General features: G+C 67.3%; 12 protein-coding genes and 1 tRNA gene. 10 read left to right on the top strand and 3 right to left on the bottom strand.

The features are described from left to right. Positions 1-326: 326 nt before the first annotated feature. Positions 327-1808: an MFS transporter gene (locus tag Q9R31_RS18340; protein WP_311264143.1), complete on the top strand. Its 1482-nt coding sequence runs from the start codon at positions 327-329 to the stop codon at positions 1806-1808. Here Q9R31_RS18340 and Q9R31_RS18335 read toward each other — a convergent pair. After that, positions 1732-3936 (bottom strand): RecQ family ATP-dependent DNA helicase, encoded by a 2205-nt coding sequence (locus Q9R31_RS18335; protein WP_311264142.1) that lies wholly within the window; start codon positions 3934-3936, stop codon positions 1732-1734. The genes Q9R31_RS18340 and Q9R31_RS18335 overlap by 77 nt on opposite strands. A 140-nt stretch (positions 3937-4076) precedes the next feature. Here Q9R31_RS18335 and Q9R31_RS18330 point away from each other — a divergent pair, with 140 nt between their 5' ends. The 4 genes from Q9R31_RS18330 to Q9R31_RS18315 all read left to right on the top strand — a co-directional run bounded on the left by Q9R31_RS18330 (position 4077) and on the right by Q9R31_RS18315 (position 7761). Beyond that, a complete protein-coding gene (locus Q9R31_RS18330; RefSeq protein WP_311264141.1) occupies positions 4077-5495 on the top strand; it encodes a phosphomannomutase/phosphoglucomutase in 1419 nt (472 codons plus the stop codon). A gap of 6 nt (positions 5496-5501) precedes the next feature. Beyond that, on the top strand, positions 5502-5999 hold the full coding sequence (locus tag Q9R31_RS18325; RefSeq protein WP_311264140.1) for a hypothetical protein: 498 nt from the start codon (positions 5502-5504) through the stop codon (positions 5997-5999). Positions 6000-6014: 15 nt separating this feature from the next. After that, positions 6015-6464 carry an Rrf2 family transcriptional regulator gene (locus tag Q9R31_RS18320; RefSeq protein ID WP_311264139.1) on the top strand — a complete coding sequence of 150 codons (450 nt, stop codon included), beginning with the start codon at positions 6015-6017 and terminating at the stop codon, positions 6462-6464. Between the two features lie 136 nt (positions 6465-6600). Next, complete coding sequence (locus Q9R31_RS18315) at positions 6601-7761, top strand: globin domain-containing protein (protein ID WP_311264138.1); 1161 nt, start codon at positions 6601-6603, stop codon at positions 7759-7761. A 193-nt stretch (positions 7762-7954) separates the two neighbouring features. On the opposite strand, the gene Q9R31_RS18310 is transcribed toward Q9R31_RS18315, so the two are convergent. Beyond that, positions 7955-9790, bottom strand: coding sequence for a phosphoenolpyruvate carboxykinase (GTP) (locus tag Q9R31_RS18310; protein ID WP_311264137.1), 1836 nt, complete (start codon positions 9788-9790; stop codon positions 7955-7957). A 277-nt stretch (positions 9791-10067) separates the two neighbouring features. Between Q9R31_RS18310 and Q9R31_RS18305 the strand changes: the two genes are divergently transcribed. The 5 genes from Q9R31_RS18305 (at position 10068) to Q9R31_RS18285 (ending at position 15164) form a co-directional block, all read left to right on the top strand. Beyond that, positions 10068-10144 (top strand) — tRNA-Arg (locus tag Q9R31_RS18305). A 76-nt stretch (positions 10145-10220) separates the two neighbouring features. After that, on the top strand, positions 10221-11684 hold the full coding sequence (locus Q9R31_RS18300) for an NAD(P)/FAD-dependent oxidoreductase (RefSeq protein WP_311264136.1): 1464 nt from the start codon (positions 10221-10223) through the stop codon (positions 11682-11684). Positions 11685-11740: 56 nt separating this feature from the next. Then, complete coding sequence (locus Q9R31_RS18295) at positions 11741-12487, top strand: ABC transporter ATP-binding protein (protein WP_311264135.1); 747 nt, start codon at positions 11741-11743, stop codon at positions 12485-12487. After that, positions 12484-14520, top strand: a complete 2037-nt coding sequence (locus Q9R31_RS18290; RefSeq protein WP_311264134.1) for a YhgE/Pip domain-containing protein — start codon at positions 12484-12486, stop codon at positions 14518-14520. The genes Q9R31_RS18295 and Q9R31_RS18290 overlap by 4 nt, the downstream gene beginning before the upstream one ends. Then, complete coding sequence (locus tag Q9R31_RS18285) at positions 14517-15164, top strand: TetR/AcrR family transcriptional regulator (protein WP_311264133.1); 648 nt, start codon at positions 14517-14519, stop codon at positions 15162-15164. The genes Q9R31_RS18290 and Q9R31_RS18285 overlap by 4 nt, the downstream gene beginning before the upstream one ends. Positions 15165-15660: 496 nt before the next feature. On the opposite strand, the gene Q9R31_RS18280 is transcribed toward Q9R31_RS18285, so the two are convergent. Then, positions 15661-16665, bottom strand: a complete 1005-nt coding sequence (locus tag Q9R31_RS18280) for an EamA family transporter (RefSeq protein WP_311264132.1) — start codon at positions 16663-16665, stop codon at positions 15661-15663. Positions 16666-16683: the final 18 nt, after the last annotated feature.

Raw genomic sequence — 16683 nt, 5'->3', positions numbered from 1 at the left:
CTTTTTTGTCCCCCCCAATGGGGGGATTCACAGTCGAATAGCCCCCAATGAAGCGGTTTCTGCGGTTTTGAATACTCGGCAGTAATCGGCCTACTTCCCTTTATTTGCAAGTGGGATGCGCTTTCCAGCGATGCTCCTGCAAGGGGGTTCAAATCCCCCCGTCTCCGCGTTTGGCCCCGGTCCCCGGACCGGGGCCTTTTGCGTTCCCGGAACCGACGCATGGCCCGGGCTGCCCCCGCCGCAGGACCCTCGCCCCTTCCTGGAACGCGCTGTCCGAGAAGCGGACGGGAAGGGCGCCGCCTCTGCCGCGGTGGCAGGATTAGCGCATGGCGGAACGCAGCAACCCAAACCAACCGGACGTCGCCCGGGCGGCATGGAATCCGCGCCTGGCACTTCTGGTGGCGGCAACGTTTTTCATGGAATTCCTGGACGGCACGGTCCTCACGACGGCCATTCCGAGTATTTCGGCGGACTTGGCCGTTCCCGCCGCCGACGTCAACATCACAATGACCGCGTACCTGTTGACGGTGGCGGTCGGCATCCCCATCAGCGGGTGGCTGGCGGAACGGTTCGGCGCCAGGCGGGTCTTCTGCTCGGCTATCGCCATCTTCACGCTCGCTTCCCTGGCCTGCGCCCTCAGCCAGGATCTGACCACACTGACGCTCAGCCGCATCGCCCAGGGTGCCGGCGGCGCCATGATGGTTCCGGTGGGAACCCTGGTGGTCCTGCGCGGAACGCCGAAATCCGAGTTGTTGCGTGCCACCGCGTTCCTGGTGTGGCCCGGGCTCCTGGCACCGGTCCTCGCTCCGCTGGTGGGCGGGGCGCTCACTACGTACCTGTCCTGGCACTGGATCTTCCTGGTGAACATTCCCCTGGGTGCGGCTGCGTTTGTGGCCGCCCTGCGCCTGGTTCCCCCGGCTCCCGGGGATCCTGGCCGGCGGCTGGACTGGCCGGGGATGGTCATGACCACGGTGGGGGTGGGTGCGCTGGTGGCCGGCCTGGAGCTTGCCAGCAGCCACCCGGAACTGCCTTGGGCCGGGATCAGCGCCGCGGCCGGGGTTGCAGCATTGGCAGGGGCCGTGTTCTGGATGCGCCGGACTCCCCATCCGCTGTTCAACCTGCAGGTCTTCCATACCCGGACCTTCCGGGCCATGGCCACCGGCGGGTTCGTGTACCGGGTCACCATCAGTTCGGTCCCGTTCCTGCTGCCGCTGATGTTCCAGACCGGGTTCGGCTGGTCCCCGCTGCATGCTGGCGCCCTGGTGGCGGCCGTGTTCGTCGGAAACATCGGTATCAAGCCGGCCACCACCCCGCTGATCCGGAAGTTTGGTTTCAAGGCGATGCTGGTGTCCGCCTCGCTGGCGTCCGCCGTGACTTTCGCCCTCTGCGCCCTCCTGACGCCGGAGACCCCCGAAGCGTTGATGGTGGTCCTGCTGGTGTGCAGCGGAGCCTTCCGCTCCATCGGTTTCTCGGCTTATGCCTCCGTGCAGTACGCCGACATCCCCCCGGCGCAGCTGACGTCCGCCAACACGGTTTCAGCCACCCTGGTCCAGCTCGGCACCGGCTCGGGGATCGCGGTGGCAGCCCTGCTCATCCGGACCTTTGACGGGCTGACCCTCGGACCGCAGGACCCGGCAGGGCCCTTCCGCGGCGCATTCGTGGCGATGGCCGTCCTGATGCTGGCCAGCACCGCGGACAGCATCCTGCTCCCCCGCCATGCGGGGGCTGCCGTCAGCCGGCCTGGGCCAGAACCAGGGGAAGCACCGCTCCCGCCCCGGCCTGCCGAAGGGCGCGCCCCGCGACGGTAAGGGTCCACCGGCTGTCGGCAAGGTCGTCGATCAGCATGACGGCCTGGCCCTGCACGGACTGCAGTGCGGCTTCGAGCTCCGGTCCCACCACCAGTCGGTCCCATACCCCCGCCAGCCGGTAGGCGCTGTTTCCGCCCCGGCCGCCGGTGGGACCGCCGTGCGCCAGCTGCAGCTCGCCAAGGTAGGGGATGCGCCCGATATCGGAGATCCCCCGGGCCAGCGACCCCACCAGCTGCGGTTTGCTGCGGGACGGCATACCCACGATGGCGGCCGGCCTACCCGCCCCGCTCCACCCAGGAATCCGGCCATCACCGGCTCCCCATTCGCGCAGGACCTGAACGCATGCCTGGAGCATCCCGGGGTCCACCGGCCGGTCCTCCGCGCCGGCCGCAAACAGCTCCCGCAAGGCGCCGCCCCACCCCAGGTCGGTCAGCCGGGCCAGGACACGCCCCTCCGAAAGGCCCTCTCCCGGCTTGAGCTTTCCTTTCACCGGTACTCCCAGCCGGTCCATGCCGCTGGGCCACTGAAGGCGCGGTTCAAGGACGCCGCCCGCCCGGCTCAAGGTCTGGCCGGCCGCTGCTGTGGCATCGGCTGCAACGTCCGCCGGGAACCACCGGCCCGCGCAGTTGTCGCACCGCCCGCAGGGACGGGCCGTCTCATCGTCCAGGACCGAGGTGATGTACTCCATCCGGCAGCCTGCGGTGTCCTGGTAGATCACCATGGAGTCCTGTTCGTCCACCCGCGCCTCGGCGATGCGGCGGTAGCGTTCGGCGTCGTAAACCCAGGGCTGGCCGGTGGACCGCCAGCCGCCGCCGACCCGTTCCACCGCCCCGTCCACTGACAACACCTTCAGCAGCAGCTCAAGCGGCGTGCGGCGAAGGTCCACCCTGGCTTCCAGCGCCACCGTTGACAGGGCGGTTCCAGCCTCGGCCAGGGCAGTCAGCACCGCCCCGGCCTTCTCCTCCGAGGGCATGGACGCCGTGGCGAAGTACTGCCAGATGTCCCGGTCCTCCGCTCCGGGGAGCAGCAGGACGTCGGCGTTGGCGGCACCACGGCCGGCGCGTCCCACCTGCTGGTAGTAGGCCACTGGCGAGGACGGCGCGCCAAGGTGGACCACGAAGCCAAGATCGGGCTTGTCGAAGCCCATCCCCAGGGCGGACGTGGCCACCAGCGCCTTGACCTGGTTGTCCTTCAGCAGCTGCTCGGCCCGCTCGCGGTCCGCGGGATCGGTCCGCCCGGTGTAGGCCAGCACATTGTGCCCGGCCTCTGACAACAGGCGGGCGGTGTCCTCGGCCGCGGATACGGTAAGGGTGTAAATGATCCCACTGCCGGGGAGATCGGCCAGGTGGGTCAGCAGCCAGCCCAGCCGCTCTTTGGAGTCCGGGAGCGACAGGACCCCAAGCCGCAGCGAATCACGGCCCAGCGAACCGCGGATGGTCAGGACCCCCTCGCCGAGCTGCTCTTCGATATCGTGCACCACGCGTGAGTTGGCCGTGGCCGTGGTGGCCAGGACCGGGACCGAATCCGGCAGCCGGGTGATGAGGTCCGCGATCCGCCGGTAGTCGGGGCGGAAGTCGTGGCCCCAGTCGGAAATACAGTGGGCTTCATCGATGACCAGCAGGCCGGTCCGCCGGAGGAGTTCGGGCAGCTGGGTCTCCCGGAACGCGGGATTGGTCAGCCGCTCCGGGGAAACGAGGAGCACGTCCACCTCATCGGCGGCCAGCTGCCCACGCACTGCGTCCCATTCCAGCTGGTTGGCTGAGTTGATGGCGACGGCGCGCACCCCGGCCCGGGCGGCGGCGGCGACCTGGTCGCGCATCAGGGCAAGCAGCGGCGAGACGATCAGCGTGGGCCCGGCACCCCGGCGCCGCAGCAGCAGAGAGGCCACGAAGTACACCGCGGACTTGCCCCAGCCGGTGCGCTGGACCACCAGGGCCCGCCGCCCGCCGTCGACCAATGCCTCGATGGCCTCAAACTGCCCGTCGTGGAAGACCGCTTCCAGGTTCCCCACCAGGCCGCGCAGGACCTCAAGCGCTTCAGCGTGCGTGGCGGTGCCGGGCGCGCCGGGGCCTGCCTTGTCTGCAACGGCGGTAGCGGAGACTGTGGACGTGCACTGGTTATCGGCCATTGATTCAGTATCCCAGCACCCTCCGACAGCCTGCACAGCCCTGGGCCGCTATGTGGAAAGCGGGCGCAAGGGCGGACCTGTTACGAAAGTGCTCCCCAAAGCACATTGGCCGTGGGCACCGCCCACGTAAGATAAAGCCCGTGACTAGCGAACAGACAACGAAATTTGACCTTTCGGCATCCTTCAAGGCCTACGACGTCCGTGGGATTGTGGGCGAGTCGATCACCGCCGAAATCGTCGAAGCCGTGGGGGCCTCGTTCGTGGATGTGCTGCAGCTCGAAGGACAGACCATCGTGGTGGGCGGGGACATGCGTCCGTCCTCGCCCGAGTTCACCAAGGCCTTCGCCAACGGGGCGGCAGCCCGCGGCGCCAATGTGGAGCTGCTGGACCTGATCTCCACCGACGAGCTGTACTTTGCCTGCGGGTTCCTCAACCGCGCCGGGGCCACGTTCACCGCCAGCCACAACCCTGCCGAATACAACGGCATCAAGATGGCGAAGGCGGGCGCCGTCCCCATCTCCTCCGAAACCGGCCTCAAGGAGATCCAGGCCCTCGCGGAGCAGTACCTCAACTCCGGGTCCATTCCCGCAACCGGCACCCGTGGCCTCATCAGCGTCCGCGACGTGCTGAAGGATTACTCCGAGTACCTCCGCAAGCTCGTTGACCTTTCCGCGTCCCGCCCCCTGAAGGTGGTGGTGGACGCCGGCAACGGCATGGCCGGCATGACCACCCCGGCCGTCCTCGGTGACGCCCTACTGCCCAAGCTGCCTTTCGACATCGTTCCCCTGTATTTCGAGCTGGACGGTTCGTTCCCCAACCACCCGGCCAACCCGTTGGAGCCGGAAAACCTCCGCGACCTGCAGGCCGCGGTCATCGAACATGGGGCGGACATCGGCTTGGCCTTCGACGGCGACGCCGACCGCTGCTTTGTCATCGATGAGAAGGGCGAGCCCGTCTCGCCGTCGGCCATCACCGGCATGGTGGCACGCCGCGAGATCGCCCGCGCCAGGGCCCAGGGCGAGGAAAAGCCAGCCATCATCCACAACCTGCTCACCTCCCGCGCCGTCGCCGAACTGGTGGAGCACGACGGCGGACGGGCCGTCCGCACGCGCGTTGGCCACTCCTTCATCAAGGCAGTCATGGCCAAGGAAGGCGCAGTGTTCGGCGGCGAACACTCCGCCCACTTCTATTTCCGCGACTTCTGGAACGCGGACACCGGCATGCTGGCGGCCATGCACGTCCTGGCAGCCCTCGGCGAGCAGGACGGTCCGCTCTCCGAACTGGCCCGGGAATACGAGCCCTATGTCAGCTCCGGCGAGATCAACTCCGAGGTGGAGGACAAGCCGGCTGCGGTGGAGCGGGTGCGCCAGGCATTCGAGGACGAGGACCTGACCATCGACAACCTGGACGGCAGCACGTTCACCGCCAACGACGGCAGCTACTGGTTCAACCTGCGCCCCTCCAACACCGAACCGTTCCTGCGGCTCAACGCCGAGGCAACGGACCGGACCACCATGGAACGCATCCGGGACCGGGTCCTGTCCCTGGTGCGGGCCTAGCAGCGGATGACTGACCACACGGGACAGGCAGCGGACAGAAACAGCGGGCAGGAAAGCTGGCGCGATTCCGTCCCCGAGGCCACGGCAACTGATCTGGAGAATCTCCTGGGCACGGGCGTCAGCGCGGCCCAGGAGCAGCTCCAGCGCAACGGCGGCTTCCTGCCCTTCGCCCTGACGGTCCAGAACGACGGCGAGGTGCGGCTGGTTGCCGTCTCGCCGGCGGATGCCGCGGAAGGTACGGACGGGGACTTCGACGCGGACGCCATGATCCACGACCTGCAGGCCCTCCTCCGCCAGAACCGGGACGACTTCCGCGCCGCCGCCGTGGTCTGCGACATCCTGCTGGTGGAGGAGGACTCGGACGCCATCCATGTGGCCGCCGAGCACCGGGACGGTTCCCTTTTTGCGGCCGTGCTGCCTTACGCGGCCAACGCAACCACCCAGTCCTGGGAATTCGGCGAACTCGGCGCGGACGCCAGCGAGCCCGCTATCTGGGTGGACTAGACCGGACCTGCAGCCATGAAGATCAATGCCTTCGCCGACGTCAGCCTGCGCGCACTCATGGTGCTCGCCGCCGTTCCGGACGGCACGCTGCTCACCACCCAGAGCATCGCGGACTCGGTGGGCACGCCCTACAACCACGTCAGCAAGGCCATGGCGAAACTGCGGAGCATGGGCCTGATTGACGTTGTCCGTGGCCGCTCCGGTGGTTCACGGCTCAGCCACGCGGGCCGCATGGCCACCGTCGGCCAGATCCTGCGGCAGCTTGATACCCGTACGGATCCTGCTGAATGCGTGGCGCCCGCCGGCAACTGCCCCCTCATCAATGAGTGCAAACTCCGCGGCGCCCTGGCCCGCGCCCGCGAGGCCTTCTACGCGGAACTGGATTCCGTGGTCATCGCGGACCTTCCCCAGGAGCGGCAGATGGCACCGGTCTTCCAGATGATCGGCCTGCGCCCGGGGCTTTGACCCCCTATCCGGGTGCCCGCTCCCGGTTTGTTTCAAACTTCTACAAGGTGTAGAACTGAGGCAGAAATACTCGTATTTCAAATATGAGTTTTCTTCCGGCCGGACGAAGGCCCCGGCCACAATCTCAGGAGTTTGCATGCTCTCGGACAAGTCCCGCCCGGTCATTGAGGCCACCCTGCCGCTGGTCGGCTCCAGGATCGGATCAATCACCCCCAAGTTCTACGCCCGCCTGTTCGCGGCGCATCCTGAACTGATGGATGGCCTGTTCAGCCGCTCCAACCAGCGCTCCGGCAACCAGCAGCAGGCCCTGGCCGGGAGCATCGCCGCCTTCGCCACCCACCTGGTAAACAACCCCGGCACGCTGCCGGAAACCGTCCTTTCGCGCATCGCGCACCGGCACGCCTCGCTGGGCATCACGGAACCGCAGTACCAGGTGGTCTACGGGCACCTTTTCGCGGCGATCGCCGAGGACCTGGCCGAGGTCATCACGCCTGCGATCGCCGAAGCCTGGACCGAGGTGTACTGGCTGATGGCGGACGCCCTGATCAAGCTCGAAAAGGGCCTCTACGCCGCACAGGCCAATGACAGGATGTGGATGCCCTGGCGGGTGGCGGCCAAGGCACCGGCAGGAACCGGGTCCATGACCTTCACCCTGGAGCCCGCCGACGGCACCCCGGTGACCCCGGCCCTGCCCGGACAGTACATCAGCGTCAAGGTGGCCCTCCCTGACGGGCTGCGCCAGGTCCGCCAGTACTCCCTTTCCGGCGATGCCGGCACCAGCCGCACCTTCACCACCAAGCTGGACGACGGCGGGGAGGTCTCCCCTGTCCTGCACCACACTGTCCAGGTGGGTGAAGTCGTCGAGATCTCCAATCCCTACGGCGAGATCACGCTCAAGGAGGGCGACGGCCCCGTGGTTCTTGCCTCCGCCGGCATCGGCTGCACCCCTACCGCCTCCATCCTCCGCTCCCTCGCCGAGTCCGGCTCCGACCGGCAGGTCCTGGTACTGCATGCCGAAAGCACCCTGGACAGCTGGGCGCTGCGCAGCCAGATGACGGACGACGTGGAGCGCCTGGACGGTGCCGAGTTGCAGCTCTGGCTGGAAAAGCCGGTGGACGGCGCCAGGGAAGGGTTCATGTCCCTGCGCGAAGTGGACCTTCCGGCCGATGCTTCCCTGTACCTGTGCGGCCCCCTGCCGTTCATGAAGAACATCCGCAACGAGGCCATCAACGCGGGCATTCCGTCCACCCGGATCCACTATGAGGTCTTCGGCCCGGACATCTGGCTCGCCAGCTAAATCGATTGCTCCGTAACGGTCCTTTTGAGGGCTGAGAACGGCTAGTACGGAGCAACAGATGGGTGGGCCCACGCCGGCAGGGTTCCCTGGCCGAGCTTGCGGGGCTAGGGAACCGGTGGGGAACAACGGCGGCCCCGCACCTTTTCGAAAAGGTGCGGGGCCGCCGTCGTTGTGTCTGTTTGTCCCCAGCTGGCTAGCTGTGCTCAGCCATGCGTTCCTTGAGGGACTCGAGCTCGGCGCGCAGGGCATCCGGGAGTGAATCCCCGAACTGGGCGTACCATTCCTCGATGGAGGCCAGCTCGGCGTCCCACTCCGCGCGGTCCACGCGGACAGCGTCCTCCACGTGGGCGTGGGTCAGATCCAGGCCGGTGAGGTCCAGCGAGTGGCCCGTCGGAACAAAACCGATCGGAGTTTCGATGGCGTCAGCCTTGCCCTCGATCCGCTCGATGGCCCACTTCAGGACCCTGGCGTTGTCGCCGAAGCCGGGCCAGGCGAAGCCGCCGTCGGCGGTGCGGCGGAACCAGTTCACGAGGAAGATGTGCGGCAGGCGTTCGGGGTTGGCCTTGCCGGAGACGCTGATCCAGTGCTTCAGGTAGTCGCCGGCGTCGTAACCGATGAAGGGCAGCATGGCCATCGGGTCGCGGCGCAGCACGCCGACCTGTCCGGCGGCAGCGGCCGTGGTCTCGGACGAGAGGGTGGAACCCATAAAAATACCGTTGGTCCAACTGCGGGCCTCGGTGACCAGCGGAACGGTGGTCTTGCGGCGGCCGCCGAACAGGATGGCTGAGAGCTCCACGCCTTCCGGGCTGTAGTACTCCTCGGCCAGCATGTCGATCTGCGAGATCGGGGTGCAGAACCGGGAGTTCGGGTGGGCAGCCGGCTTGTCAGAATCCGGCGTCCAGGAGTTGCCTTGCCAGTCGGTCAGGTGCGCCGGAACCTCGTCCGTCATGCCCTCCCACCAGACACCGCCGTCGTCGGTCAATGCCACGTTGGTGAAGATGCTGTGGCCCTTGGCAATGGCGCGCATGGCATTGGGGTTGGTGCCCCAGCCGGTGCCGGGGGCTACGCCGAAGAGGCCGGCCTCCGGGTTGGTGGCGCGCAGCTCGCCTTCCTTGCCGATCCGCATCCAGGTGATGTCATCGCCAAGGGTTTCGACTTCCCAGCCTTCAATGGTGGGGTCGAGCAGGGCAAGGTTGGTCTTGCCGCAGGCCGAGGGGAAGGCTGCGGACATGTAGTACGACTTCTTCTCCGGCGAGGTGAGCTTGAGAATGAGCATGTGCTCCGCCAGCCAGCCTTCGTCACGTGCCATGACCGAGGCGATGCGCAGGGCGTAGCACTTCTTGCCCAGCAGCGCGTTTCCGCCATAGCCGGAGCCGAAGGACCAGATGGACCGTTCTTCGGGGAAGTGGACAATCCACTTGTCCGGGTTGCAGGGCCACGGCACGTCATCCTGGCCCGGGGCCAGCGGGGCGCCGAGGGAGTGCAGGGCCGGAACGAAGAAGGCATTGGTGGCCGTGATCTTGTCCAGGACCTCGGTGCCGATGTTTGCCATGATGCGCATGGAGGCGACAACGTAGGCGCTGTCCGTGATCTCGACGCCGAACTTGGGGTCCTCGGCGTCGAGGTGGCCCATAACGAACGGGATGACGTACATGGTGCGGCCGCGCATGGAGCCGGCGAACAGGCCGCGCAGCTTGTCCTTCATCTCCCGCGGTTCCATCCAGTTATTGGTGAAGCCGGCGTCACGCTTGTTTTCCGAGCAGATGAAGGTCTGTTCCTCGACGCGGGCAACGTCAGCGGGATCCGAGAACGCGGCGAAGGAGTTCGGGAAGAGATCCTGGTTCAGCCGGGTCAAGGTGCCGGCGGCGACCAGCTCGTCGGTAAGGCGGGTGTTTTCCTCTTCGGACCCGTCAACCCAGTAGATGCGGTCCGGCTGCGTAAGCTCAGCAACCTCTTCGACCCATGCCAGCAGGCCGGCATGTGTGGTGGGTGCTTTCTCAAGCAGCGGCTTCTGCGCCAGATCGCCCATTGCAGTTCCCTTCCTCGGGTTCATCGGTGTGAGCTAAATGCTATGGTCCGGACCAGTGGAGTTTTTGGGGAGCTTGCCTGACATCTGCGGTCACCAAAAGTGAATTCCGCGGAAATTCAAGGAATTATCGCTGCGAAAACCCCGATTAAGTGACAAAGGTCACCTATACCGGTCTAGTTGTCGAGATTACAGTCCTTCCGATTTGGCACTACGGGCCCTGCTCGCGTAAAGTAATTCGAGGTTCAGGGAGAGCGGTTCTCCTCCCGGGACACGGAATGCGCCCATAGCTCAGCTGGATAGAGCGTCTGTCTACGGAACAGAAGGTCAGGGGTTCGAATCCCTTTGGGCGCACCAACAAGGTCCGCACCGGTTCGCCGGTGCGGACCTTTTTTGTGCCGTCGGGCCCCTCATCGCGGGCTAGGCTTTGCACATGATGCCCGACGCCACTGAGCGCGAATTTGATGTTGTTGTCATCGGCGCAGGCGCCGTAGGGGAAAACGCGGCAGGCCGCGTCGTGGAGGGCGGGCTCACCGCCGTACTCGTGGAAGCGGAACTGGTGGGGGGTGAATGCTCCTACTGGGCCTGCATGCCGTCGAAGGCGCTCCTCCGGCCCGGCACCGCGCTGCACGGGGCACAGACAACGCCGGGCGCCAGGGAGGCAGTCACCCGCACCCTGGACGCCACCGCAGTCCTGGAACGCCGCAACTACTTCACCTCCAACTGGCAGGATGACAGCCAGGTGGCGTGGGTGGCGGACACCGGCATCGAGCTGGTGCGCGGCCATGCCTGGCTGACCGGGCCCAAGGCGGTGGAGGTGGCAGGCCTGGACGGCAGCCGGCACCTGCTGCGGGCGCGGCATGCCGTGGTCCTCGCCACGGGCTCAACCCCCAACACTCCGCCTATCGAGGGCCTTGAGGATGTGCAGGTATGGGGAACCCGGGAAGCCACATCGGCACGTGAGGTTCCCGCGCGCCTGACGGTTTTGGGCGGTGGCGTGGCCGGCGCCGAGCTGGCCCAGGCCTTCGCCCGCCTGGGTTCCAGCGTCACGCTGGTGGCTCGCAGTGGGCTGCTGGGCAACTTTCCAACGGAGGCGGCGGCACTGGTTGCGGCAGGACTGCGCGCGGACGGTGTCGAACTGCGGCTGAACACGGCCACGAAACGCATCCGCGGGAACGACGACGGCACCCTCACCGTCAGCCTGGGCGATGGAACCGACGTCACCTCCGAGAAGGTCCTGGTTTCCACGGGCAGGCATCCGGCCCTTGAAGGCCTGGGCCTGGAGAGCATCGGCTTCGAGCCGGACGGCTCCGGGCACCTTTCCCTCACCACCGACACCTCCGGACTGGTCCAGGGAACACCCGGCGACGAACCCTGGCTCTACGCGGTGGGAGACGCGGCAGGCAAGAACCTCTTCACCCACCAGGGCAAGTACGAGGCACGCGCCACTGGTGCCGCCATCGCGGCACGCGCCAAGGGTGGGCTCAAGGGCACTCCCGGCGACTGGACCCGCTGGGCCCAGACGGCCAACCAGCATGCCGTACCCAGCGTCGTCTTCACGGACCCGGAGCTGGCCAGCGTGGGACGAACCCTGCAGGCGGCAAGGAAGGACGGGTACAACGCGTCCTCCGTGGAGCTGCCCATCCAGGTGGCCGGGTCTTCCCTCCACTCGGAAAACTATGAAGGCTGGGCCCAGCTGGTGGTTGATGAAGACCGCAAGGTCCTTCTGGGCGCCACGTTCGCCGGCCCGGACGTGGCGGAACTGCTGCACGCAGCCACGATTGCCGTAGTGGGCGAGGTGCCGCTGGACCGCCTCTGGCATGCCGTCCCCTCCTACCCCACCATCAGCGAGGTGTGGCTGCGGCTGCTGGAAAAGTACGGGATGATCGTTATTTGAACTGACCAGTCAGTTCGGTTAGCCTTGATGCAGACCATTTCTGTGAAAGGCACGCCTTGCTCTCAGCACACCAGCTCCAGGCCAAAGGACGCAGGGACCCGCTGCTTCCGCCAACCTCGCTGGAGGTGGGCCGCGGCGGGCTGCTGCTCGTTACCGGCGACCGCCAGGACCAGCGCACCGCTTTGTCCCTCCTGCTCAGCGGGAGGATGAAGGCTTCGGGCGGACAGGTCAGCTGGGACAACAGTTCCCGGACCAAGCAGCTCCGCCTGGCCGCCGCCCTGGTGAACTCCCCCGGCGTCAACGAACCGGAAGAACACCTCAGTGTCCGCGACCTGGTGACCGAGGACCTGGCCCTGATACCCCGCCGCTACCGGGGGGCGCTGCTCAGCGGCCCATGGCTCAAGGTCAACCGTTTCGAGGACATCGAAGGTCTCTGGACCGAGCAGCTGGAACCACGGCGGCGGCTCGAACTGCTGACGGCGCTGGCCCTGGCCAATCCCCGCACGGACCTGCTGGTGGTGGATTCTCCGGACCGCCACAGCGCAGATATGCTCACCTGGCTGCCGCGCCTGCAGGAGTTGGCGTACGACGCCGGGCGCCCACTCGCCGTCGTGGCGGCAGTCAGCGCCGTCCCCGGCTCGTGGGACGGGCCGGTTGCCGCGATCGGCAACGCGGCACCTGCAGCCATGCCCGCCCCCGACCCGGCGGAAGCCGGGCCGGACCCGGATGATGCGGAAAACCCCGAAAACCCCGAAAACCCCGAAAACCAGGAAACCCCACTCGAAACCGAGGTCGCCAAGTGACTGTCCTGCGGCTGGCCCGCTCCGAACTCAAGCGCATGACCGGCGGGCTGCTGCCCAAGCTGACCATCCTGGCGCTGACCATGGTTCCGCTGCTCTACGGCGCGGTGTACCTCTACGCGAACTGGGATCCGTACGGTCACCTCAACAATCTGGACGCCGCCCTGGTGGTCGAGGATACCGGCGCAACCACGGCCGACGGCACGCGGCTGGAGGCGGGGACGAAGGTGGCGGAAAGCCTGGTGGAAGGCAATGTATTCCACTGGGTTCCGGTGGTCAGCTCCACGGAAGCTGACGCAGGAGTGAGCAGCGGGCAGTATGCCTTCGCACTGAAGATTCCCAAGGACTTCTCAGCCAACCTGGTCTCGCCCGGCAGCTTCGATTCCGCCAGCCAGGCCATGTTGAACGTGACCACGAACGATGCCAACAACTACCTCCTGAGCACCATCGTGGACAAGCTGACGACTGCCGTGCACTCCACCGTCGCCAAGGAGGTGGGTGAGGAAACCGCCAACCAGCTGCTCACCGGTTTCGGCACCATCCACGCCAAAATGGTCCAGGCCGCGGACGGAGCCTCCCAGCTGGCCGACGGCGTGGCCACCCTCAGGGACGGAACGGTCACCCTCCACGAGGGGACCTCGGCCCTGAGCAGCGGAGCGGACCAGTTGTACGCCGGCCAGCTGAAGCTGCGCGACGGCGCCAACCAGCTGACCGACGGCGCGGGGCAGCTCAGCACCGGCCTGTCAGTCCTCAAGGACAAGACGGCCACCCTGCCTACGGATACGCAGACGCTCGCGTCCGGCGCCGCCCAGGTGGCTGCCGGGAACGCCCAGCTGAACGCCAAGGTCCAGGACGTGGCGGCGCAGCTGGAGGCAGCGGACCAGGGGCTCCGCTCCCGGGTGGTGGAGTCCAACAGCAGGCTTGTTGCCTCGGGCGTCCTGACGCAGGAGCAGGCGGACAAGGTCCTGGCCGATTTCGACGCGGCCGCCGCATCCAGTCCCGTGGCCGCGGCAAAGAGCAAGATCCAGACGGACGCCACCCAGGTGCAGCAGCTGGCCAGCGGCTCGGAAGCGGTCAGCGTTGGCGCCGCCCAGCTGTCAGCGGGGATGCCCGCCCTCAAGGACGCCATCGCGCAGGCCTCGGCAGGGGCTGACCAGCTGCACACGGGCGCCGCCGCGCTGGCAGCCGGTGAGCAGTCCGCCGTCGACGGCTCCGCCGGCCTTGCGGACGGCGCACACAAGGTGGATGCCGGAGCGGCCCAGGTGGCCGACGGCGCGGGCCAGGCTGCCTCAGGCTCCCGCACGCTCGCCGACGGGATCGGGAACGGCGCCGGCCAGGTCCCCAACCCGGACGATGCCCAGAAGAGCAACCTGTCCCAGGTCATGGCCGATCCGGTGGCGGTCAGCAACGTATCGCAGGCCAAGGCCGGATCCTACGGCGCCGGGCTCGCCCCGTTCTTCCTTACGCTCGCCCTGTGGATCGGGATCTTCATGCTGGTCCAGGCCATGCGGCCCATCACGCAACGGGCACTGGCCTCCAACGCACCGTCATGGAAGATCGCCCTGGGCGGCTGGCTTCCCTTCCTGCTGGTCTCCGTGGTGCAGGCGTCGCTGCTGACCCTGGTGGTGGACGTGGCGCTGGGACTGAATCCGGCGCACCCGGTGCTGATGTGGCTGTTCATGCTGGCCGCCGCCATGGCTTTCAGCGCGCTCATCCAGGGCGTGGTGGCCCTGCTGGGATCACCGGGCAAACTGGTGGTGCTCATCCTGCTGGTCCTGCAGCTGGTGTCATCCGGCGGCACGTTCCCGTGGCAGACCACCCCGCAGCCGCTGCACGTGGTGCACCAGGTCCTGCCCATGGGGTACGTGGTGACCGGAATGCGGCACCTGATCTACGGCGGCGACCAGTCCATGATTGCCCCCACCCTGGTGGGCCTGCTGGGCTACACCCTGCTGGGGGCGGCCATGTCCACCCTCGCGGTGCGCAAGAACAAATACTGGACGCTTAAAACACTGAAGCCGGAGATCGCAGTATGAGCACCGAACCCACGGCCGCGGCCAAAGGGCTCCGGCCCGCCCGCACCAACGCCACCCGCCAGAAACTGTTCGATGCCTCCATGGAGCTGATCGGCGAGCGCGGCGCGGCAAGCGTCACGGTGGATGAAATCGCTGCAGCCGCCGGGGTCTCCAAGGGCACCGTGTACTACAACTTCGGCAGCAAATCCGAGCTGATCGCGCAGCTGCTCCGGCACGGCGTGGACATCCTCAAGGCGCAGCTGCTCGAGGCTGCCGGCAGCGAAGGCACTCACCGGGATCCCTTGCTGGCCATGGAAGCGATGATCGGCCAGGCCATGGACTTCATGGCCGAGTACCCTTCCTTCGCCCGCCTGTGGGTCAGCGAGAACTGGCGGATTCCCAGCGAGTGGCAGGGCACCTTCTCGGTGCTGCGCGGCGAGCTCCTGGAAGTGATCGGGCAGGCCGTGGAACGGGTGGCCAAGGCCTACCCCGTGGACGTTTCAGTGTCCAGGGGGAGCCTGGAAACCGCCATCTTCGGTGCCTGCTTCGTGGTGGGCCTGGACCGGCAGACCTACAACCCCGAGCGCACCCGTGACCAAAGTGTTGCGGCAATCATGGCCATCATGCGCGGCTACGTCCTGAAGGAGTCCACTCCTTGGGGATGATGGAGCACATGCGCCATACGGGGAAGAGCGGAAAGCTCGCGGTCATCTGCGGCATCATCGCTGCCGGGCTGCTGGTGCTCACTGCCATGACGCTGGCCGAGCCGGTGTTCATGGCGTTCCTGGGCGTCCTGGGGCTGGCCTACCTCGCCGCGCTGGCCGAGATCCTGGTCCGGCGGCGGCGCTTTGCCCTGCTGGCGGCGGGCGCCGCGACCGCCCTCGCCCTCGGCTTTTCCCTGGCATTCCTCAGCACCTGGGAGCTGGCGTTCGACGGCCAGTCCTCCTTCCTGGGCACCCCGCTTCCCACCGACGACCCGGACAACTATTTCCTGGGTGCCGCCTGCGCGCTTGCGGGTACCTTCGGCATCCTCTTCCTGGGTGCCCTGTGGCCGGCACGGGCACGGACCGCGGCGGCCCGCAGGCCCTCCCCCGCACGGCGCGGGAGTCCTCCGGCAGCGCGTCCCGCCGGCCCGCGCGCCGGCAGCCAGGCCTCCGCCTCTCAGCGGACCTCCGTCACCCGGACCGCGCCCGGGGGCTCTTCGGCACGAGCCAAGCGCCCGTCGTCGTCCGCTCCATCCCCGGCCAGGCCTGCACCCAGGCCCGGCAGTGGCTCCGCCTCCCGCCGCTGACGCCGCCTGCCTGCTCCGGTGAGCACCGCCGTCGCCACGCCGCCCAGGAGGAGCACGCCACCGGCCAGCTCTGTTGGCGACGGGACCTCCGCGAGGACCAGCCACGCAGCGCTCATGCCCACCACCGGGACCAGCAAGGTGAACGGAACAACGGCCGACGACGGGTGGCTGGCCAGGAGCCGGTTCCAGATTCCGTAGCCCACCAGTGAGGCGAAAACAGCGGTGTACAGGGCGCTGAGCATGGTTGGCGCCTGAATATTCGACAGGGAAGTCCACACCGCGCCCGGCCCGTCGACCACCACCGACAACGCTCCGAGCGGGAGCGGCACCACGGCACCGGACCAGACCACCAGCCCCAGGCCCGAGGCAGCCTTGGCCTTCCTGGCGATGACGTTTCCGGCCGCCCAGGACAGTGCCGCCGCCAGGACGATGACCAGCGGCAGGAGCGGCGCCACCGCACTTCGTCCCACGGCCACGAGGGCGAGGCCTGCGACGCCCAGCCCAACACCCGCCAGCTGGCGCATGCTGGGCCGCTCGCCCAGGAACCCGGCGGCAAGCAGGACAGTCAGCAGCACCTGCGCCTGCAGGACCAGCGACGCAAGACCCGCCGGCATGCCGAGCGCCATGGCCAGGTAGAGCAGGCCGAACTGGCCTGCGCTCATGAAGAGACCGACTCCGATGATGGCTTTCCAGCTCACGTCGGGCTTCCTGACAAAGAAGATCCAGGGGACAACCACCAGGACGAAACGCAGGGCAACGAACAACAGCGGCGGAAAGTCTTGGCCGCCCGCGTGGAGTCCGATGTCGATGGCCACGAAGTTCAGGCCCCACAGCAGGGCTACGAGAACGGCAAGGAGGGAATCGCGGAGGGTCACGCTCCTACTCTGGCAGAG

This window comes from Pseudarthrobacter sp. BRE9, from assembly GCF_031844305.1.
Taxonomy (GTDB): Bacteria; Actinomycetota; Actinomycetes; order Actinomycetales; family Micrococcaceae; genus Arthrobacter.
Note: the sequence above shows the minus strand (reverse complement) of the source record. Positions and strands in the feature narration are given on the sequence as shown.

Bases quoted from the DNA above. Each gene is read 5' to 3' on its own strand.
- Q9R31_RS18340 (WP_311264143.1), top strand. From the start codon at position 327: ATGGCGGAACGCAGCAACCCAAACCAACCGGACGTCGCCCGGGCGGCA.
- Q9R31_RS18335 (WP_311264142.1), bottom strand. From the start codon at position 3,936: ATGGCCGATAACCAGTGCACGTCCACAGTCTCCGCTACCGCCGTTGCA.
- Q9R31_RS18325 (WP_311264140.1), top strand. From the start codon at position 5,502: ATGACTGACCACACGGGACAGGCAGCGGACAGAAACAGCGGGCAGGAA.
- Q9R31_RS18320 (WP_311264139.1), top strand. From the start codon at position 6,015: ATGAAGATCAATGCCTTCGCCGACGTCAGCCTGCGCGCACTCATGGTG.
- Q9R31_RS18315 (WP_311264138.1), top strand. From the start codon at position 6,601: ATGCTCTCGGACAAGTCCCGCCCGGTCATTGAGGCCACCCTGCCGCTG.
- Q9R31_RS18310 (WP_311264137.1), bottom strand. From the start codon at position 9,790: ATGGGCGATCTGGCGCAGAAGCCGCTGCTTGAGAAAGCACCCACCACA.
- Q9R31_RS18300 (WP_311264136.1), top strand. From the start codon at position 10,221: ATGATGCCCGACGCCACTGAGCGCGAATTTGATGTTGTTGTCATCGGC.
- Q9R31_RS18285 (WP_311264133.1), top strand. From the start codon at position 14,517: ATGAGCACCGAACCCACGGCCGCGGCCAAAGGGCTCCGGCCCGCCCGC.